Here is an 18,290-nt window from a genome sequence, read left to right on the forward strand (position 1 = left end):
AGTGTCTGTTTTGAAAATACCAAATTACCATTTTTCCGGATATTATCCCAATACTAATCTGTAACGGCCGTTATTTTTATAAGCAAAACAGCATCGGAAAATCTTTCCGATGCTGTTTTTAAATTTAATATGAAGAAACTAATTACTATTTTTTTTTAGTTCATAGCATCAGATACGTCGAAGCTGCTTAAACCTGTCCATCCTTTACCCCAATCTGGCAATGCGGTTCCGCTTCCTGCACCTACCGCTGAAGTGTTTTCAGTATAAATGGCAGAAATATCTACTGCTGTTCCTGCTGTGTTTTTAGCTTTAGATTTTGTAGTGATGTTTACAAATCTTAAGTTTTTCAAATAAGAACCTGACTGGAACCATGCTAAAGTTCTGTCGGTTTCAAAATCAAGACCTGTAGTATAGTTTGCTAATACAATATTATCGAACTGACCGTTTGATCCTGCTCTTACCTTCATCCCCTGAGATTCTGATCCTGCAGTGTTTCCTAGGAAAGTAGCATTGGTGATCATCGGGTTAGAAGCTCCGTTTCCGAAAGTAGTTGTAGGATTGGTATCCTGAGTATCTGCTTCAATCCCTCTGTTTCCTGGTTCAGCAGCTGTCTGATACGTTTTCATTCTGGCAGCATACAGGTAGTTTACTGAACCTCTGTATCCTTCTGTCCAGTCAAAAGAGTCATCTCCAACACCCGTTACTACAACGTGATCTAAATTTACATTTCCTCCGAAACATTCGATTCCGTCATCGGCACCTGTAGTTACGTATACATAAGAAATTGTAGTTCCGCTACCTACTCCGAAAAGAGAAAGGCCGTTAAATTCTTTTTCAGGATTATATTTGAATCCGCTGTCTTTAATTACAAGATATTTAATAATACCTGAATTATCAGCCGTATTTGTACCTCCGTAGGTTAAATCACCCAATTCTGAAGTGGATGTTCCTGCAGAAGTTCTGTTGGTAGGCGCGTTACCTAAGATAACAATACCTCCCCAGTGTCCTTGCTTGTGAGAAGTACCTTCGAAGATTACAGGGCTTGAAGAGGTACCGTTAACGAAGATTTTTCCTCCTCTGTCTACGATCAGGTAGTTAGCACCTTCCGCTACCGTAATTCTTGTTCCGGCAGGGATGATAAGGCTTGCACCGTTTTCAACCATTACCTTCCCGGTGATTGTATATACTTTTGACGGATCTAACGTTACGGTAGTTCCCGCAGCAATATTTCCTTTGAAATTGCTTGGATCTATTGAAGAAATCGTTTCATTGGTGTCATCATCAGACGTGCTGCAAGAGATCGCAACAGATGAAAATGATGCGGCTAATGAAAAGAAAAGAGCGGCTTTTAAAATTGTTTTTTTCATAACTTTTATCGATTTATATAGTATTAAAATTTGTAAGATAGATTCAATCCAAGCTGACGACCTTTCGTATAATCTTTGTGGATGAATGTCTTGGTGGTGTTTTCCTGTTCGATTTTAAAATGAGGATTCAACAAATTCTTTGCAGAAATCCCGATTCCGATTTTGTTTAATGTAAAGCTTAAGTTCAGATCAAGAATCTCTCTCGGTACTTCATAGAAATTTCCGATAAACCCTGTTCCTACGGCGTAAAGGCTTTTACCGATGTGAGAATAAGATGCTACGAAATCCAAGCTGTTTACATTATTCCATTTATAATTATATCCTATGTTGACATTGGCGATGAAATCTGCCACCCCTTGGATTTTATCTTTCGGAGTATTGAATACGATGGTTTTACCGGCGTTATTTTTCGCAATTTCGCTTTCCGATTTAAATTCCTGCTCAGAATGCATATAGGTAGCATTAAGGAAAGTATACACTTTAGAATTGTTCCAAGAGTATAGATCTTTTCTGAATTCTGCTTCAGCTCCTACAATATATCCCCAATCTGAAATGTTGAAATATGTCATGTCACTTGGCGCAGAACTCGCATAACTTGTTCTCGCAATAGCATTCTGGATATATTTTCCGAAAGCCGTTACTGAAATCAGTTCACCGGATTTAGGAAATAGTTCCCATTTAAGATCCGCATTGTAGTTATCGGATGGATTAAGGAATTGGTTACCATATGTATTGGTCGTTACATCATAGTAAGCAATCGGAATAATTTCTTTTGCCTGTGGTAAAGTATATGTCTTTGAGAAGGCAAATCGTAAATTTTGCTTATCGTTTAGGCTGTACTTCGCGTTTAAAGCTGGTAAGAACTTGTTGTATTGCTTGTTCTTTTTACCGTCCTGTGCAATCGGATCCAACCACTTCATCTGCATGTCGATATAATCGAAACGTCCGCCTACCTGAATGATGAACTTATCAGATAAAGTAATATCCACATTGGCCAGACCAGATTGAATATTCTGTTTTGCCGTGTAGAAGAATGGCTTGAACAATTTATCTGTCGGCTGGAAAGTAATGTAGCTGAATAATGAATTGTTTCCTGCGTTGATGTATCCGTCGATATTGTTAGGATCTACCGGAACAACATTGCTGAAGTTCATCCCGATGGTTGTGTTTTCGAATCGTCTGTCTTTGTACTGCCCGTCGTATCCTAAAGTAACTTTAAACTTTTCAAATGTTCTTGTAAGATAGGCGTGTCCAAGAACCGTATTGTCCTTCAACTCGTCGAAATACCTGTGGTTGTTGATGGCACTTCCTGCAATAAGCTGAAGGTTAGTAGCATCGATGGTATTTTGAAGACGGTCAGGTCTTTTGCTGTTCAGCATATTATAACCCAATGCCCAGTCTCCGGACCATGAGTCACCGAATTTATGAGTACCTAATAATTGATTTACCCAGGTTGTGGTAATTTTATTATCTCCTCTGTTGATAATTACATTTCGATCGACGTCATACGAATACCCTTTATAAATTTTTGCCGACTGATCGGAAGAATGGATGTAGTTTGAAGTAAAGCTGATTCGGTGATTGCTGTTAATTCTATATCCTAAATTAAGCAAAGCTGTCGTATTCGTTTTATAATTAAAGCGTTCTACATCAGTATAATTTTTACTTGGTGTATTATCGAAGAAATAATAACCCTCCTGACCTTTGCTGTATTCGTAAGAATTTTCAAATCCTGCATAACCGAATAAAGAGAACTTCCCGAAGGTTGCACCTCCTTCAATATTCATATCGGTATTAAAAGGATTTTTTGCATTTTTAAAATTCCAGTTTGTCTGGAAAGGATATTTCTGATAAGGATTTCCTTTAGTGAAAGTTGCCTCTTTATATCCGAAAAACCCTGGAGCACCATCCTGTACTTTGAAGTCTTTTTTATCAAACGTCTGAAGATTGATGCTGCTTCCGATACCCACTCTAAAATAAGGCTTTCCTGTATGCTCCTTAGAAACGATGTTTACATTTGCTCCTCCGAAGTCTCCCAGCATTTTTGGGTTGTAAACTTTATCTAATGAAATATATTCGATCATTGAGGTCTTGAAGATCTCAAGATTGATGTTTTTATATTCCGGATCGTCCGATGGAATGGGTAATCCGTTTAATGTAGTACTGTTATACCGGTCTCCAAGACCTCTTACGAAAATCTGTCCGCTTCCTTCCTGTTTGGTAGTTCCTGTCGCTTTGGTTACCGCTGTAGCGGCATCTCCTACACCCTGCTTGGCAAGTTGTACGGATCCTACACGTTCAATAACTTCTACCGATTTTTTTTGCAGGTTGATAAGGTTCGCTTCAGTACCCTTTTTAGTAGATCCTTTAATGACTACACCTTCGATTTTCTTTTCTTTCTTTACGGTGTCGTTTTTGGTCTCTTGAGCGTAAAGTACAGTTCCTGATGTTGTTAAAAACAAAACTGCGATACTCAGTTTTCTAAAATTCATTTCTTTTTTACTATATTCTTTCGGTGCAAAGAAAGAAAGAATTCATGGGGTAGATGGTTTAGCGAAATTTAATTTTTTCTTAACTAAACATTAAGAAAAGAATATAATTGTTAACTTTATGTGAACGATACCCGTTTTGTTAAACCGTGATTAAAATATTATTAACTTTGACGCGTAAAAATTGAAAATGAACCAAAAGAAAATCCTCTTAATAGACGATGAACTGGATATTTTAGAGATTCTGTCTTACAATTTAGAAAAGGAAGGCTACGACATTTATACAGCCACCAATGGTAATGAAGGTATCGACAAAGCCAAAGAAATTATCCCCGATCTGATCTTACTGGATGTGATGATGCCCGAAAAAGACGGGATCGAAACCTGCCAGGAACTCCGCAAAATCAAAGAGCTTCAGAAAACACTTATCGTTTTCCTTTCCGCAAGAAGCGAGGAATTTTCCCAGTTGGCAGGCTTCCAGGCAGGCGCGAACGATTATATCGTAAAGCTGATTAAACCAAAAATCCTCATTTCCAAAGTAAATGCTTTACTGCAGCTTACTTCCCAGGTATCCGATAATGCCAAATTAATCGAGATCGGAGATCTGATTATTGATAAGGATAATTTCAGAGTATCAAAGAACGGGCAGCAGTTCCTGCTTCCGAAAAAAGAATTCGATCTGTTGTATCTGCTTGCTTCAAATACGGAAAAAGTGTTTAAGAGAGAAGAAATCCTGGAGAAAGTCTGGGGTAATGATGTCATCGTAGGCGAAAGAACCATCGATGTACACATCAGAAGACTGAGAGAGAAACTAGGCATCAATACGATCCAGACATTAAAAGGAATTGGGTATAAACTTATTGTTTAATACTCAATTTCAATTCTTATCTTTATATCAACCCATAAAACGTTGTAAAATTGAAATTTTACAGGCTTACTTTCGTCGCCTCTTGTCTGTTGACATTGGTGATGTTCCTGTTAGTAATCATTTTCGATTCGCTAAAGGATATCTATTACAACACCCCATTCTTTAAAATCGGGCTTTTCGTCTGCCTCATTCTTATTTTTATCATTAATTATATTGTTTTGGAGCTGCTCTTTAACTATTATGGTAAAAAGCAGGTTCGCGGGCTTTCGCAGCTGTTGCCGCAGGAGATTGTTCATAACGATAATGAGAATATCACCATTAAAGAATTGGGAGAACGGTTTTCAGATCTTAACCAGCAGAAAGTAACCGAGCTCGATATGTTGAAAGAAATGGAGAGCTACCGGAAAGAATACATCGGTAATGTTTCACACGAGCTGAAAACACCTTTATTTTCCATTCAGGGTTATGTGGAAACGCTTCGCGACGGCGGGGTGGATAATCTTACCATCCGCGACAAATACCTGGAGAGGATCGACAAGTCGGTGGAAAGACTAATTGCCATCGTTACCGATCTGGATATGATCAACCGGCTGGAGGCCGGAGAAATTAATCTTACGGTTTCAAAATTTGACGTTAACCTTTTAATTAAAGAAATTTTCGACCTGCTGGATCTTGAAGCCGAAAAGCACAATGCCATGATGCAGATTCAGACTTTGCAGCCACAGATTTTTGTAGAAGCAGACAAACAGAAAATCTCCCAGGTCTTTATCAATCTGATCTCGAATGCCATCCATTACGCCAACAGGCAGGAGGCAAAAGTGGTGGTGAAGACAAGCATCCTTAAAAATAAAGTGCTGATCGAAGTTATCGACAACGGAATGGGCATCAAATCCGAAAGCCTTCCAAGGATTTTCGAAAGGTTCTACCGCGTGGAAACCAGCAGAAGCAGAAGGGAAGGAGGATCCGGATTAGGGCTGGCTATCGTAAAGCATATCCTTGAGGCACACAACGAAAATATTACCGTGGAAAGTGTCTATCTTGAGGGGACAAAATTTAGTTTTATGCTGGAAAAAAGTAAATAATTCCGGCAAAATGTAAGGAAAAAAAATAATTTAAAAAATCCTGAAATATTTTTTTGTCACATCTCATTTATTTTATATTTGCAACAGAGATTTATCATAATAATAAAGGCAAAAAGTAATTTAAACTGATGGTTTACAAAATCCGCGTAATATTAGATGCGAAAGAAGATATTTTCCGGGATATCGAAGTTAAAGGAAAACAGACGCTGTGGAACTTACATTTAGGAATTAAAAGTGCATTCAGCTTGCAGGGAGAAGAGCTATCTACTTTTAACCTGCTGGAAGATGACGGAACGATCGTTAAAAGTGTTCCGCTGGAAGATATGAGCGACGACGGAGACGGCGAAATTATGTCGGATGTGTACATCGATGAGGCTTTCGAAAAAACGGGAGATAAAGCTCAGTTCCAGTACGGACTTTTAGATCTTTGGGAGTTTTTCTGCGAATTGGTGGAAGTAATCGAAGAAACAAAAGGAGTAAATTACCCGATCACCGTATACCGATTCGGAAATGTACCTTTGAAAGCACCAAGCAAGAGCGGTACCGGAGGATCTAAAAAGAAATCGGCAATGCCACTGATGGATGACGATTTCGGTTTCGAAGATGATTTCGGAGCAACCGGAAACTTCGCAGATGAAGACGACGATGCTTTTGATGATGAGGAAGAAGAAGATTACAACGACGATGTTTTCGATGATGAGGATGACAACGATGACGAAAGATAATCGAAACAACTAAAAAATATACAGCCCCGGATCAACATCCGGGGCTTTTTTATGATCAGAATATCAATATTCACTCCTGTATTTAGAATCCCAATCTCTGTTTATATATTATATTTTTAGACGTTGCCCATAATTGCCAGAGGAATCTAAACATAACATCAGGGATAATCGTGGAACTACTCGCGTCCGGATTCCTATGGAATGATAAAATGACTGTCTAGGTATCTACGTACTATTTTGCATTTACATTTTGCTTGTCATTCCCGAAGGGAATCTAAATATAGTATTAGCGATTAGTATAAGATACTTCTGATCTGGATTGGAGCAAATATAAAAGGATGTTTAGGACAGATTGCACAGATTTATATCCAGTTGGTGCAAGCTCTTGCTTATATTCTCATTCTGTTCTCAGCTGCTTACATCCATTCTCTGCAGGCTTAAGCGTCCGCTCTTATACCTTTCATATAATTACTTTGTAAATTTTATAGCCGGTTTTCCCGTTTTCCGATCACAATTCCTATTTTTGTTAAAAGAGAATTAATGAAAAAATTAATTTTAATTGCGGTAATGGGTATGGGACTTGTATCCTGCGCCACCACCCAAAAAGCTACGAAAGACATGACGGATTTACCTAAAAACTGGAAACATACGACGAATATATACGAAGTCAACGTAAGACAATATACCAAGGAAGGAACATTCAAAGCATTTGAAAAAGAAATGCCGAGGCTGAAGTCTATGGGCGTGAAAACCCTTTGGTTCATGCCAATCACGCCGATTGCGCAGCTGAATAAAAAAGGAAGCCTGGGCAGCCAGTACGCTGCATCGGATTATACTTCCATCAATCCGGAATTCGGAACGCTGGATGATTTCAAACACATGGTGAACGAAGCCCACCGTTTAGGCTTTAAAGTGATTATCGACTGGGTGGCCAATCATACGGGCTGGGACCATGTCTGGACCAAGACCCATCCTGAATTTTATCTGAAAGATCCCGATGGCAGTTTTCACCGTGCTTCCGGAATGGACGACATCATCGAACTGGATTATAAAAACCAGGAAATGCGACTGGCGATGATCGATGCCATGAAATACTGGGTAAAAGAGACCGGTATTGATGGTTTCAGATGTGATCTTGCATCCTGGGTGGAAGTGGATTTCTGGGAGCAGGCACGTCCTGAGGTAGAAAAATTAAAGCCGCTGTTCTGGCTGGGAGAATATGATGAACTGGAAAATCCGGACTATGGAAAAGTCTTTGATGCCAGCTATTCGTGGAAATGGATGCATAAATCTGCCGATTACTACAAAAATAATGAACCGCTTTATGAACTGACGGATCTTTTAAAAAAATATTCCGCAATCGGCGACAATTCTATGCGGGCATGGTTTACCACCAACCACGACGAAAATTCATGGAATGGAACCGAATATGAAAAGTATGGTGTAATTACAAAACCGATGGCCGTATTTTCAGCAACATGGAATGGTGTACCGCTGTTATATTCAGGACAGGAATTGCCGAATATGAAACGCCTGGAGTTTTTTGAAAAAGACCCGATCCAATGGACCAACACTTACCAGATGGCAGATTTTTATAAAACCTTATTGGATCTTAAATCTTCCAATCCGGCTTTGAGAGGCGGAGATCCCAACGTTACGACTTATCTTTTAAACACTACCGCCAACGATAAAATCCTGGCGTATGTAAGGAAAAATGGAAATAGTGAAGTGCTGGTGGTCCTGAATATGTCAAAAGAGCCGGTGAATTTTACCATTGACGATTCACAGGCTGCCGGTTCATTTAAAAATGTTTTTGATCGCACCAAAAGAAACTTTGACGAAGGAAAAGACTTCAGTTTCAAGCCCGGCGATTACGCCGTTTTTGAAAAATAAAATATAAAGTAAATATTCTCCGTCTGAAAAGGCGGAGATTTTTTATGATGAGATCAGAACTTTGATATTTAAATTTAATACATTTGGATAGCTGTGCTAAATGAAATGCTTGTCTATGGATAAAATAAAAATACTTACTCTCGTAAAAACGAAGATCGCCGATAAAATTCAGAAATTTGAAAGCCTGATTGAAGAAACCCGCGTGTCGAACAATGACACGAAGAGTTCGATGGGAGATAAATACGAAACCGGCCGCGAAATGCTTCAGCAGGAAATCAATAATCTGCAGCGGCAACTGAATGAGTGCCTACAACAGCAGTTATTGGTTCAAAAGATAACTGGGGATGCAGTTTCAAAAGTACAGCAGGGTGCCCTCGTAAAAACAAACAAAGGTTTATTTTATATTTCAGCTTCGATTGGAGAAATTACGGTTGAAAATCAGAAAGTCATGACGGTTTCTACCGAATCCTCGTTAGTAAAGGCAATGGCAGGATTAACCCAGGGTCAGAATTTCTTCGTAAATACCGTCAGCCAGACCATTGAGCAAATCTGGTAAGCAATGCCATTTCTAAATTGATAGTAAAATCAATCTAAAAATGAATATCTGATAAACAGAATTTCCGTTAACTGTACGGAAAAACATCCATTTAAGATATTTAATATTTCAGTTAATAAATTAAGAAAACTTTATCTTTGCTATTTGAAAAGAACCGGAAATTTCCCCGTAACTTTATATGAAACAAGTTAATAAAATAATTAAAATTTTATCAATATGGGAATTCTAGACAGTAAAGTAGCATTGGTGACGGGAGCCGGATCAGGAATCGGATTAGCCGTAGCTGAATTGTATGCAAAGGAAGGCGCGAAAGTCATTGTATCTGATATCAATGAAGAACACGGAAATCAGGCAGTTGAAAAAATCAAGTCTAAAGGAGGCGAGGCGACTTTTATAAAAGCGGATACGTCTAATGCCGGAGATGTTGAAGCCCTTGTTAAGAAAACCGTTGAGGTTTACGGAAAACTGGATATTGCGTGCAACAATGCCGGGATCGGCGGAGAGCAGGAGCTTACGGGAAACTACAGCCTGGACAGCTGGCGAAAAGTCCTGAGTATTAATTTGGATGGCGTTTTCTACGGCTGCAAATACGAGCTGGAGCAGATGGAGAAAAATGGAGGCGGTGTTATCGTCAATATGGCATCCATCCACGGAACGGTGGCAGCCCCACTTTCTTCAGCCTATACTTCGGCAAAACACGCGGTAGTAGGACTCACCAAAAATATCGGTGCGGAATATGGCCAGAAAAATATCCGTTGCAATGCAGTAGGTCCTGCCTATATCGATACTCCGCTTTTGGAAAGTGCCAGCGGTGATATGAAAGAAGCGCTTATTGCCAAACATCCGATGGGAAGATTAGGAAAACCGGAAGAAGTGGCGGAGCTCGTCCTGTTTTTAAGCTCGGATAAATCTTCGTTTATGACAGGAGCATATTATCTTGTAGACGGAGGATATACAGCAGTCTAAAAGAAAAATTTCATTTATAAAAATAAAGACAGGCTTTCCGGAGCCTGTTTTTATTTTCAGAAACTTTTCCTTCTGATATATTCCATCAGAGAATCCTTATAATTCGGGGCGATGGCAATTTGCTGATCACCAATGACAATATGGTTTCGTTCAATGGCTTCTATTTTATCAAGGGCAATAATATACGAACGGTGCACCCTCATAAAATGATCAGACGGAAGTTCTTCTTCCAGCTTCTTTAAACTCATCAAAGTTAAAACCGGTTTTGGCTGATCTTTCATGAAAATTTTTACATAATCTTTTAAACCTTCAATAAATAAAATTTCAGAAAAATTGATTTTAATTTGCCGGTATTCAGATTTTACAAAGAAAAATTCCTGTTTTTTTTCAGTTTTTTCCTGAGCCGGTTGAAGGCTTTTAAAATAATTTCTGGCTTTGGTCGCCGCATTCAGAAACTCAATGTAATCGAATGGTTTCAGAAGATAATCCAATGCATTCACTTTATATCCGTCAACTGCATACTGTTCAAAAGCCGTTGTAAAAATGACCTTGCTTCTTGGCGGGAGTAATTTTGAAAATTCCAGTCCCGTAAGATCAGGCATTTGGATATCAAGAAAAAACAGATCGATATCTTTATCCTCTTCAAGTTTTTCCATAGCTTCGATCGCACTGCTGCATCTGTATTTAAGTTCAAGAAAAGGGGTTTTCAGAACATAACTTTCCATTAAGTTCAGAGCCATAGGTTCGTCATCGGCAATCAGGCAGGTTAGTTTTTTCATATCAATCGGTTATGATTTTTATTTCCGCAATATACATTCCGTTGTTCAGGTGCGAATAAAATTCATGTTTTTCAGGATACAGCAGATTCAGTCTTTTTTTTAGATTTTCAATCCCGATTCCCGAACCGCTTTTATCCATATCGGTTTTCGGAAAGTTGGAATTGGAAGCCGTAAAATGAATTTCTTTTTCTATAATTTCCATTTTAAAATGAATATCGGAATGCTGAGTTGCCGAAATACCGTGTTTGAAAGCATTTTCAACAATCGAAATAAAAAGCAGCGGAGCAATTTTCAGATCGGGAATGGTCTTCGGAAAATTGGTATAAACTTTTATATTATCTGTCAGTCTCAAAGACATCAGTTCAATATATTTATTTAAAAATTCAACGTCTTCAGAAAGATTTATTCTTTCAACATCGGTTTTATACAGAAGATGCCGCATCAATTTGCTTAAGCTGTGCATGCTGTATTTAGCTTTTTCCTGGTCGAAATCTATCAGGGAATAAATATTATTTAATGAATTAAAGAAAAAATGCGGCTGAAGCTGATATTTAAGATGTTGAAGCTCGGACTGCAGTTTGATATTATCGGCTTCAATCTTCATCTCTTCTGCTTTCTGTATCTTCTTTCCGGCATTAATGGCGATAGAGAAAGCAACCGGGATCATATAGATCAGTGTGTCCATAAAGTAGAACAAGGCCATAGGAGGACGCCTGTCACCAGGAGGATGCCTTCTAGGTTCCAGCCAGTCCGAAATCTGATTCTTCATGGAAATTAACGTGAGAATCAATAACAAATTCACCACAAAAAACCACAATTTTTTATTCTCAAAAAGATGTTTTACGAGATAAGCATAATTCGCATAAAAAACAACCGCAAGAAAAATTAGCTGTAGCCAAAAATGGCGAAAAAGATCCTTCCAGTCTGCATCCGAGCCTATGGAAAAGGCAGCAGGAAGAAAGAATAAAACCATCCAGATCAGGAAATGCAGGCTGATCTCAACGTTTTTGTTTTTCAAATTAACCATCGCACAGGGCTTGGATTTTAAAATTTATATTTTTTTAAACCTTCAAAGAATCTAACCTTATAAAACCTTTGGATCAGTGAATTTAAAATTTTTTCTACCATTTTTTCTAAACTTATTAAAATTTGTACAATTGCAATTATAACCACGGCATCAGGGAGAACCTATTCATACCTCAATGCATTGATAGGGTCAGACTGTGCTGCTTTTCTTGCAGGATACCATCCGAAAAAGACTCCTGTTATCGTACATACGGCAAATGATATTCCAATAGACATCAGGGTAATATGAACGGGCCATCCGGCAAAGTATTTGATTCCGAAAGTGGCCATAAGTCCTATGATTACGCCCAAAGTACCTCCGGTGATACTGATGAGAACCGATTCTATCAGAAACTGCATCAGGATATCTTTGTCTTTGGCTCCGATCGCCATCCGAAGACCGATTTCTCGGGTTCTTTCTTTCACCGAAACATACATAATATTCATAATTCCGATTCCGCCCACAATCAGGGAAATGCTGGCGATGGCAACTAGTAAGAGGGTCAGCATCTCACTGGTAGAGCTGAACATGGATATAATTTCCTGCTGAGAAGAAACGTTGAAATCATTATCTTCACTGGATTTCGACTGATGCTGTTTTTCCATGACGGTTTTAATCTCGTCCACCGCTGCTTCAGATTTATCCTCGCTTATGGATGAAGCGACGATCGACTGAAGATAAGTTTGCGCTAAACTCCTTTTCTGGACAGCCGTGTAAGGGGCAATAATAATATCGTCCTGATCCTGTCCGAATGTATTTTCACCCTTTTCCTTTAAAACTCCGATCACTTTGAACGGAATATTCTTAAAACGGATCATTTTTCCGATCGGATCTTCATTTGGAAAAAGATTTTCCTGGACAGTTTTTCCGATAACCACTATTTTTCCGAAAGATTCTACATCATCATCCGTGAACATTGAACCTTGATCAATTCCCCAGTCACGGATTTTTAAATATTCCGGAGAGGTCCCGTAGATAGACGTGGGCCAGTTCTTAGAACCCGCAATACTTTGTCCGCTTCCGTTCACCAAGGGCGAAATATCCTTGATTAATTTAACTTCTTTTTTTAACGCCTTGTAATCCGCTAAAGTCAGGGTCTGCATCGCAGAAGGGTCTGAACGTACACCACCCATCATTCCAGCTCCGGGACGAATAGTGATGAGATTCGCGCCCATACTCGAAATATTTTTCTTGATGCTTTCTTTGGAACCTTCACCAATAGCCAGCATCGCAATCACAGAAGCCACACCGATAATAATTCCGAGCATGGTCAGCATGGCCCTGGTTTTATTGAGAATAATGGCTTTCCAGGCTATTTTTAATAAGTTTGAAAAATTCATAATTTCATTTTTTGATTTAAAAATCCTTTGCAAATCTGTCCTGCAACAAACTAATACCACTCTAAACAATTTCGATTTACAAAAATCTCCTCTTCATGTCAGATTTACAAAGGATGAAACAGCATTTAAATCCTCTTCATTACAGCTAATACAAATTGAAATATATTATTCCGGTTTTGCCAATTTTTCCAGTTCGGCTTTCGCCAGGAGTCTGTTGGTTACCATTTTATCTTCTTTGATCAGTCCATCCCGCAAAATCACGGTTCGTTTGCTGAATCTGGCAATGTCTTCTTCGTGGGTTACAAACCCGATGGTCATTCCTTCATCATTCAGTTCCTGGAAGAGATTCATCACTTCATAAGAAGTTCGGGTATCCAGGTTTCCCGTGGCTTCATCGGCCAGTAAAATCACCGGCTGGTTTACCAGAGCCCTCGCAATGGCCACCCGCTGCTGCTGGCCACCTGAAAGCTGGCTCGGGACATGTCCCATCCTGCTTTCCAGGCCTACCTGCCGTAAGGCTTTTACAGCCCTTTCCCTTCTTTCTTCCGAAGAAACAGCGGAATTATAAAGCAATGGCAACTCCACATTTTCCAGTGCGCTTGTTCTCGCTAAAAGATTGTACGACTGAAAGATGAACCCGATTTTTGTATTCCGGATTTCGGCAAGCTGATTCTTGTTTAAATCTTTTACCAGAACACCGTCCAGTTCATAGGTTCCGGAAGTAGGCTGGTCGAGGCATCCCAAGGTATTGAGAAAGGTAGACTTACCCGAACCGCTGGTTCCCATAATGGTTACAAATTCACCTTCATTAATGGTTAGATCGATTCCTTTTAGTGCATGAACAACCTCGTCACCCATTCGGAATTCACGTTTCAGATTTTCTATTTTGATGATGGGTTTCATTTTTCTTTGGAGTTTAAGGTTCAGGGTCTTCACAAGCGGATTTTATCTGGAACCTGCTTTTTTATTGTTGTTATTCGGTCTTTTCGGCATGAAAGGGCTGCTTTCTCCCGAATCGGATTTTGCAACAGTTTCCGTCTGCTCGTCCAAAGCCGTTACGATCTGTTCACTGCCGGTCAGCCCGCTTTTTACTTCTACGTTGATGCCGTCATTGATTCCTACGGTAATAAGCTTTTGCGAAAGGCTTCCGTCACTGTTTTTGATCCAGACATATTTTTCTTTGCCGTTTCCGGTTTTCGTTTCCGGAATTTGTGCAGTAATTTTGTTTTTCTGGTAATATTTCTTTAATGTTTCCGCATCGGGGCTAAAACTGATGGCCGCTGCCGGAACCGTATTGGTTCCTTTCAGTTCCTGTGTGAAAATGGTGATGGTGGCCGTTAATCCCGGTTTTAATTTCTGTTCTGAATTATCGGCATCAATCAAAACGGTGTAGGTAACAACATTTGAAGATGTTTTTGGGCTCAGACGCATCTCTCTTACCGATCCTTTAAATTCCGTTTCGGGATAGGCATCCACTGTGAAGGTCACACGCTGGCCCACCTGAACATTTCCGATATCTGCTTCGTCAACATTGGCCTGGACCTGCATTTTCGTAATATCTTTTGCGATGGTGAAAAGGGTAGGCGTCGTCATGCTCGCGGCGACGGTCTGTCCTTCCTGCACTTCTTTGCCTAAAATAATCCCGTCGATCGGCGCATAAATATTCGCATAGCTTAAATTGGTTTTTGCCTGGGCCAGCGTAGTTCGCTTCTGGTTAACCGATTGTTGTGCATTCTTTACCTGGTAAGCAGCCTGTTCGTAATCTGCCCGGCTAATCACCCCGGATTTAAACATATTGTTCTGACGGTTAAAATTCTGCTGCTGGTAACTAAGTTCATTCAAAGCCGAATTGTATTGCGCCTGAGCATCATTTACCGATTCCTGAAGATTGGTCTTATCGATTTCAGCCAAAAGCTGCCCTTTTTTTACCTCCGAATTGTAATCCACATAAATATTTTTAATCAGTCCGGAAACCTGTGTACCGACCTGAACGGTGTCGACGGGTTCTACAGTTCCTGTTGCCGTAACTGAAGTCGTGACATCCTGTTTCGTTAATTTTACCGTCTGCACATTAATTTCAGCATCTTTGGCTTTTGCAAAAAAGCGATAAGCAAAAACAATCACAATCACAGCTGCCAGAAATAATATAGAGTTTCTGAAGGTCTTTTTATATTTCGGATTCATAGTCTTGTATTTCCTGTTACTTTTAATTGGTGGTTAGAATTTTTCCCTGGTAAAAATTCAGGAGCTGGGTGTACAGAACTGCCATGTATTTCGATTGCAGATAAGTCTGTTCGTTCGTCAGATAAGTATTTCTGCTTACCGCAAGTTCTGTGGTCGTTAAGCCTCCGAACTCGAATTTCTTGGCAGATAAGTCATAGGAAAGTTTGGCATTATCTCGCGCTACTTTCGAAGATTTCTGTTGAGCCTGGTTGGCTACCGCATTTTGCCATGCGGTTTCGATGCTTGAATACAGGGTTTTTCCTGCACTGATCTTGTCTAAATTATTTTGCTCGATGTCTATTTTCGCTAATTCTACATTCGTGTCGTTCTGTTTTTTCGAGAAAATCGGAATGTTAAGCGAAATTCCTACTGACTTATTGAAGTTATTTTTAATCTGATTCATGTAAGAATAGTCCTGAGTGCTGGTAAACCCGGTATTCAATCCTGCCGTTGCGGAAAGGGTAGGCTTGTAACCGGATTTTGTTATTTCCAGTGCTTTGTTCAGGATCTTATTTTGTGCATCATAAATTTTGAGATCGGGAAGATTTTCTGCTGCCTGAGCAAAAACCTGCTGTTTATCGGGAAGGGTTTCTTCAATATTGGGAAGCGATGTTTTTTCAATTTCAAAATCTACACTTGGATCCAGTTCCAGTAATTGTTTTAATTTTAAAACCTGCTGGTTGTACAGATTTTCATTATTGACAACGGTATATTGGTTTTGGGCGTTCTGAGTTTCCACATCGGCCAGTTCCAGCTGTGAAATGGCTCCGTTTTTATATTTGATCTGCGTTTGTTTCAGTTCTTGTACTGAAGAATTTGCGGTGTATCGGGCAATTTCAATTCCTTCATAATAGTATAAAGACTGCAGATAGGCTTGCAGAACATTCAGGATGATATTGTTTTCTGCTTGTTGCTGATACAGGGAAGACTGATCCAGGATCATTTTATTCTGCTCGATCTGTAAATTCAGTTTATTTCCCTGGTAAATCGTCATATTTCCGCTCAACCCGAAACTGTTCGATAAAATATTCTGATTCACAAAGCTGCTGGTGATCGGGTCAATACTCGAACCATTGGTTAATCCCAATGAAGATGAACCGTAAATGGTCGGAAGTTTATTATTTTTCTGCTGCTGATAATTCAGCTGAGCCGTCTTTTTATCGAGAACGGTTTTCTTTACCGTAATGTTGTTTTTTACCGCATAATCAAGACAATCCTGCAGCGTCCATACTTTTTGAGCAGGAGCCAGGATCCCGATAAAGAGCGCTATAGTGAAGTAATTTTTCATTGTCTTTCTGCTTTACGGTGACAAAATTCCCCGATTCCCGATAGAAAATCAAAAGTATTAGACGAACGGCCTTATTTTATAGAAGTATTGCTTCTTTCTATCGTTACAGATTTTTATTTTTCAATTTTAAAAGAACTTTTTTACATTAAAAATCCTTTATTTTGTAAAAAATCAACAGCGGTTTTTTAAACGATAAATTATAAGACGATGCAGAACTACTTAGACCTCTTACAGCATATTTTAGACAATGGGACAGATAAAACCGATAGAACCGGAACCGGAACCAGAAGTGTTTTCGGCTATCAGCTGAGATATGACCTGTCTGAAGGTTTTCCTATGGTAACCACCAAAAAAGTGCATTTGAAGTCGATTATCTATGAATTGCTTTGGTTCTTAAAAGGCGATACCAATATTAAATATCTGAAAGACAACGGCGTTTCTATTTGGGACGAATGGGCTGATGAAAACGGAGATCTTGGGCCGGTGTACGGCGCGCAGTGGCGGAGCTGGACCGGTGCCGATGGAAAAGTAGTGGACCAGATTACGGAAGTAATCGAGCAGATCAAAAAAAATCCGGATTCCAGGAGGCTCATCGTATCGGCCTGGAATGTAGCGGAAATTCCGAATATGGCTTTGGCACCTTGCCATGCGCTATTCCAGTTTTATGTAGCAGATGGTAAACTGTCGCTTCAATTGTATCAAAGAAGTGCAGACGTATTTCTGGGCGTTCCCTTCAACATTGCAAGCTATGCTTTGTTATTGATGATGGTAGCGCAGGTATGTGAACTGGAAGTTGGGGATTACGTACACAGTTTCGGAGACGTTCATATTTACAATAACCATTTTGAGCAGGTTCAGAAGCAGCTTTCAAGAGAGCCGCGTCCGCTCCCGGTGATGAAGCTTAATCCTGAAGTTAAGAATATTTTTGATTTTGATTTTGAAGACTTTACGTTGGAGAATTACGATCCGCATCCGGGAATTAAAGCGCCGGTAGCCATCTGATTTTTAATAATTTTAATTAACTTTGATCTAAATATTGAATTATGGAAATCAAGATCAGTTTAGATGAATATGCCGATGTTCCGTTCATTAAAAAACTTTTATCACAAATAAAAGGCGTCACGAATATTGAAGTTTCTGAAGACGATAAAGCATATTCGTGGGAAGAAATCGAGAATTCAGAATATTTTGCAAAGGTGATGGAGCAGAGCGAGAATGAGTATAAAAATGGGAAATCCCAGGAATTGACTGATGATCTATTGGAGCGCATTTTTAATAAAAAATGAAAATTACAATATCAGAGACGGCAAGAATTTCGCTGGAGGAAATTGTAGATTTCCTGCAAATGCATTGGACTAAAAAAGAAATCGCAGTGTTGAATCTGATATTAAGAAATTCAGACAGACAATTAACGATAAAATTATTAAACATCCTTCATTAGAAAGATTCCCTGAAATTAAATATACTCTTATTGGCAAAAAGCAAATTAAGTTGATTTATGAAATTAAGAAAGATGAAATAATCATCAAATTATTTTGACACTGCAAACAGAATCCGGTAAAATTAAAACATCTTCTTACTTAGAATACTGAAAGTGAAGCTTCCAAACTTCGCTTTTTTTGTAACATCTCGTCAAATATTTCAACTT

16 protein-coding genes are annotated in these 18,290 nt (G+C 39.2%); 8 read left to right on the top strand and 8 right to left on the bottom strand.

Annotated elements, in window-relative coordinates; all coding sequences use genetic code 11:
• Positions 1–155 precede the first annotated feature (155 nt).
• Entirely contained in the window at positions 156–1,367 is a 1,212-nt protein-coding gene (locus QE422_RS07590; protein ID WP_307456419.1) for a hypothetical protein, read from the bottom strand.
• A 23-nt stretch (positions 1,368–1,390) separates the two neighbouring features.
• A complete protein-coding gene (locus QE422_RS07595; protein WP_307456421.1) occupies positions 1,391–3,859 on the bottom strand; it encodes a TonB-dependent siderophore receptor in 2,469 nt (822 codons plus the stop codon).
• 187 nt (positions 3,860–4,046) lie between these two features.
• Here QE422_RS07595 and QE422_RS07600 point away from each other — a divergent pair, with 187 nt between their 5' ends.
• From QE422_RS07600 to QE422_RS07625, 6 genes are all read left to right on the top strand, one after another.
• Positions 4,047–4,724 (top strand): response regulator transcription factor, encoded by a 678-nt coding sequence (locus tag QE422_RS07600; RefSeq protein WP_307456423.1) that lies wholly within the window; start codon positions 4,047–4,049, stop codon positions 4,722–4,724.
• 50 nt (positions 4,725–4,774) lie between these two features.
• The gene (locus tag QE422_RS07605) at positions 4,775–5,806 is read left to right on the top strand and encodes a cell wall metabolism sensor histidine kinase WalK (RefSeq protein WP_307456425.1); all 1,032 of its coding nucleotides are present in this window, start codon (positions 4,775–4,777) and stop codon (positions 5,804–5,806) included.
• A 128-nt stretch (positions 5,807–5,934) separates the two neighbouring features.
• Positions 5,935–6,531 (top strand): hypothetical protein, encoded by a 597-nt coding sequence (locus QE422_RS07610; RefSeq protein ID WP_307456427.1) that lies wholly within the window; start codon positions 5,935–5,937, stop codon positions 6,529–6,531.
• 540 nt (positions 6,532–7,071) lie between these two features.
• On the top strand, positions 7,072–8,424 hold the full coding sequence (locus tag QE422_RS07615; RefSeq protein ID WP_307456428.1) for an alpha-amylase family glycosyl hydrolase: 1,353 nt from the start codon (positions 7,072–7,074) through the stop codon (positions 8,422–8,424).
• 115 nt (positions 8,425–8,539) lie between these two features.
• Entirely contained in the window at positions 8,540–8,980 is a 441-nt protein-coding gene (locus QE422_RS07620) for a hypothetical protein (protein ID WP_307456430.1), read from the top strand.
• Positions 8,981–9,196: 216 nt separating this feature from the next.
• Entirely contained in the window at positions 9,197–9,946 is a 750-nt protein-coding gene (locus QE422_RS07625; protein ID WP_307456432.1) for an SDR family NAD(P)-dependent oxidoreductase, read from the top strand.
• 56 nt (positions 9,947–10,002) lie between these two features.
• Here QE422_RS07625 and QE422_RS07630 read toward each other — a convergent pair whose 3' ends face one another.
• From QE422_RS07630 to QE422_RS07655, 6 genes are all read right to left on the bottom strand, one after another.
• Positions 10,003–10,725, bottom strand: a complete 723-nt coding sequence (locus tag QE422_RS07630; RefSeq protein WP_307456433.1) for a LytTR family DNA-binding domain-containing protein — start codon at positions 10,723–10,725, stop codon at positions 10,003–10,005.
• A 1-nt stretch (position 10,726) separates the two neighbouring features.
• Positions 10,727–11,752 (bottom strand): sensor histidine kinase, encoded by a 1,026-nt coding sequence (locus QE422_RS07635; protein ID WP_307456434.1) that lies wholly within the window; start codon positions 11,750–11,752, stop codon positions 10,727–10,729.
• Positions 11,753–11,913: 161 nt separating this feature from the next.
• Positions 11,914–13,131 (bottom strand): ABC transporter permease, encoded by a 1,218-nt coding sequence (locus tag QE422_RS07640; RefSeq protein ID WP_307456436.1) that lies wholly within the window; start codon positions 13,129–13,131, stop codon positions 11,914–11,916.
• 165 nt (positions 13,132–13,296) lie between these two features.
• A complete protein-coding gene (locus tag QE422_RS07645; protein ID WP_307456437.1) occupies positions 13,297–14,034 on the bottom strand; it encodes an ABC transporter ATP-binding protein in 738 nt (245 codons plus the stop codon).
• Between the two features lie 42 nt (positions 14,035–14,076).
• The gene (locus QE422_RS07650; RefSeq protein WP_307456439.1) at positions 14,077–15,315 is read right to left on the bottom strand and encodes an efflux RND transporter periplasmic adaptor subunit; all 1,239 of its coding nucleotides are present in this window, start codon (positions 15,313–15,315) and stop codon (positions 14,077–14,079) included.
• Between the two features lie 22 nt (positions 15,316–15,337).
• Positions 15,338–16,642: a TolC family protein gene (locus QE422_RS07655; RefSeq protein WP_307456441.1), complete on the bottom strand. Its 1,305-nt coding sequence runs from the start codon at positions 16,640–16,642 to the stop codon at positions 15,338–15,340.
• 207 nt (positions 16,643–16,849) lie between these two features.
• On the opposite strand from QE422_RS07655, the gene QE422_RS07660 reads away from it, so the two are divergent.
• Positions 16,850–17,644, top strand: coding sequence for a thymidylate synthase (locus QE422_RS07660; protein WP_307456443.1), 795 nt, complete (start codon positions 16,850–16,852; stop codon positions 17,642–17,644).
• Between the two features lie 41 nt (positions 17,645–17,685).
• On the top strand, positions 17,686–17,928 hold the full coding sequence (locus tag QE422_RS07665) for a hypothetical protein (protein ID WP_307456445.1): 243 nt from the start codon (positions 17,686–17,688) through the stop codon (positions 17,926–17,928).
• Positions 17,929–18,290 lie beyond the last annotated feature (362 nt).

It is taken from the genome of Chryseobacterium sp. SORGH_AS_0447, from assembly GCF_030818695.1.
GTDB lineage: Bacteria > Bacteroidota > Bacteroidia > Flavobacteriales > Weeksellaceae > Chryseobacterium.

Bases quoted from the DNA above. Each gene is read 5' to 3' on its own strand.
- QE422_RS07590 (WP_307456419.1), bottom strand. From the start codon at position 1,367: ATGAAAAAAACAATTTTAAAAGCCGCTCTTTTCTTTTCATTAGCCGCA.
- QE422_RS07595 (WP_307456421.1), bottom strand. From the start codon at position 3,859: ATGAATTTTAGAAAACTGAGTATCGCAGTTTTGTTTTTAACAACATCA.
- QE422_RS07600 (WP_307456423.1), top strand. From the start codon at position 4,047: ATGAACCAAAAGAAAATCCTCTTAATAGACGATGAACTGGATATTTTA.
- QE422_RS07610 (WP_307456427.1), top strand. From the start codon at position 5,935: ATGGTTTACAAAATCCGCGTAATATTAGATGCGAAAGAAGATATTTTC.
- QE422_RS07615 (WP_307456428.1), top strand. From the start codon at position 7,072: ATGAAAAAATTAATTTTAATTGCGGTAATGGGTATGGGACTTGTATCC.
- QE422_RS07620 (WP_307456430.1), top strand. From the start codon at position 8,540: ATGGATAAAATAAAAATACTTACTCTCGTAAAAACGAAGATCGCCGAT.
- QE422_RS07625 (WP_307456432.1), top strand. From the start codon at position 9,197: ATGGGAATTCTAGACAGTAAAGTAGCATTGGTGACGGGAGCCGGATCA.
- QE422_RS07630 (WP_307456433.1), bottom strand. From the start codon at position 10,725: ATGAAAAAACTAACCTGCCTGATTGCCGATGACGAACCTATGGCTCTG.
- QE422_RS07635 (WP_307456434.1), bottom strand. From the start codon at position 11,752: ATGGTTAATTTGAAAAACAAAAACGTTGAGATCAGCCTGCATTTCCTG.
- QE422_RS07640 (WP_307456436.1), bottom strand. From the start codon at position 13,131: ATGAATTTTTCAAACTTATTAAAAATAGCCTGGAAAGCCATTATTCTC.
- QE422_RS07645 (WP_307456437.1), bottom strand. From the start codon at position 14,034: ATGAAACCCATCATCAAAATAGAAAATCTGAAACGTGAATTCCGAATG.
- QE422_RS07650 (WP_307456439.1), bottom strand. From the start codon at position 15,315: ATGAATCCGAAATATAAAAAGACCTTCAGAAACTCTATATTATTTCTG.
- QE422_RS07655 (WP_307456441.1), bottom strand. From the start codon at position 16,642: ATGAAAAATTACTTCACTATAGCGCTCTTTATCGGGATCCTGGCTCCT.
- QE422_RS07660 (WP_307456443.1), top strand. From the start codon at position 16,850: ATGCAGAACTACTTAGACCTCTTACAGCATATTTTAGACAATGGGACA.
- QE422_RS07665 (WP_307456445.1), top strand. From the start codon at position 17,686: ATGGAAATCAAGATCAGTTTAGATGAATATGCCGATGTTCCGTTCATT.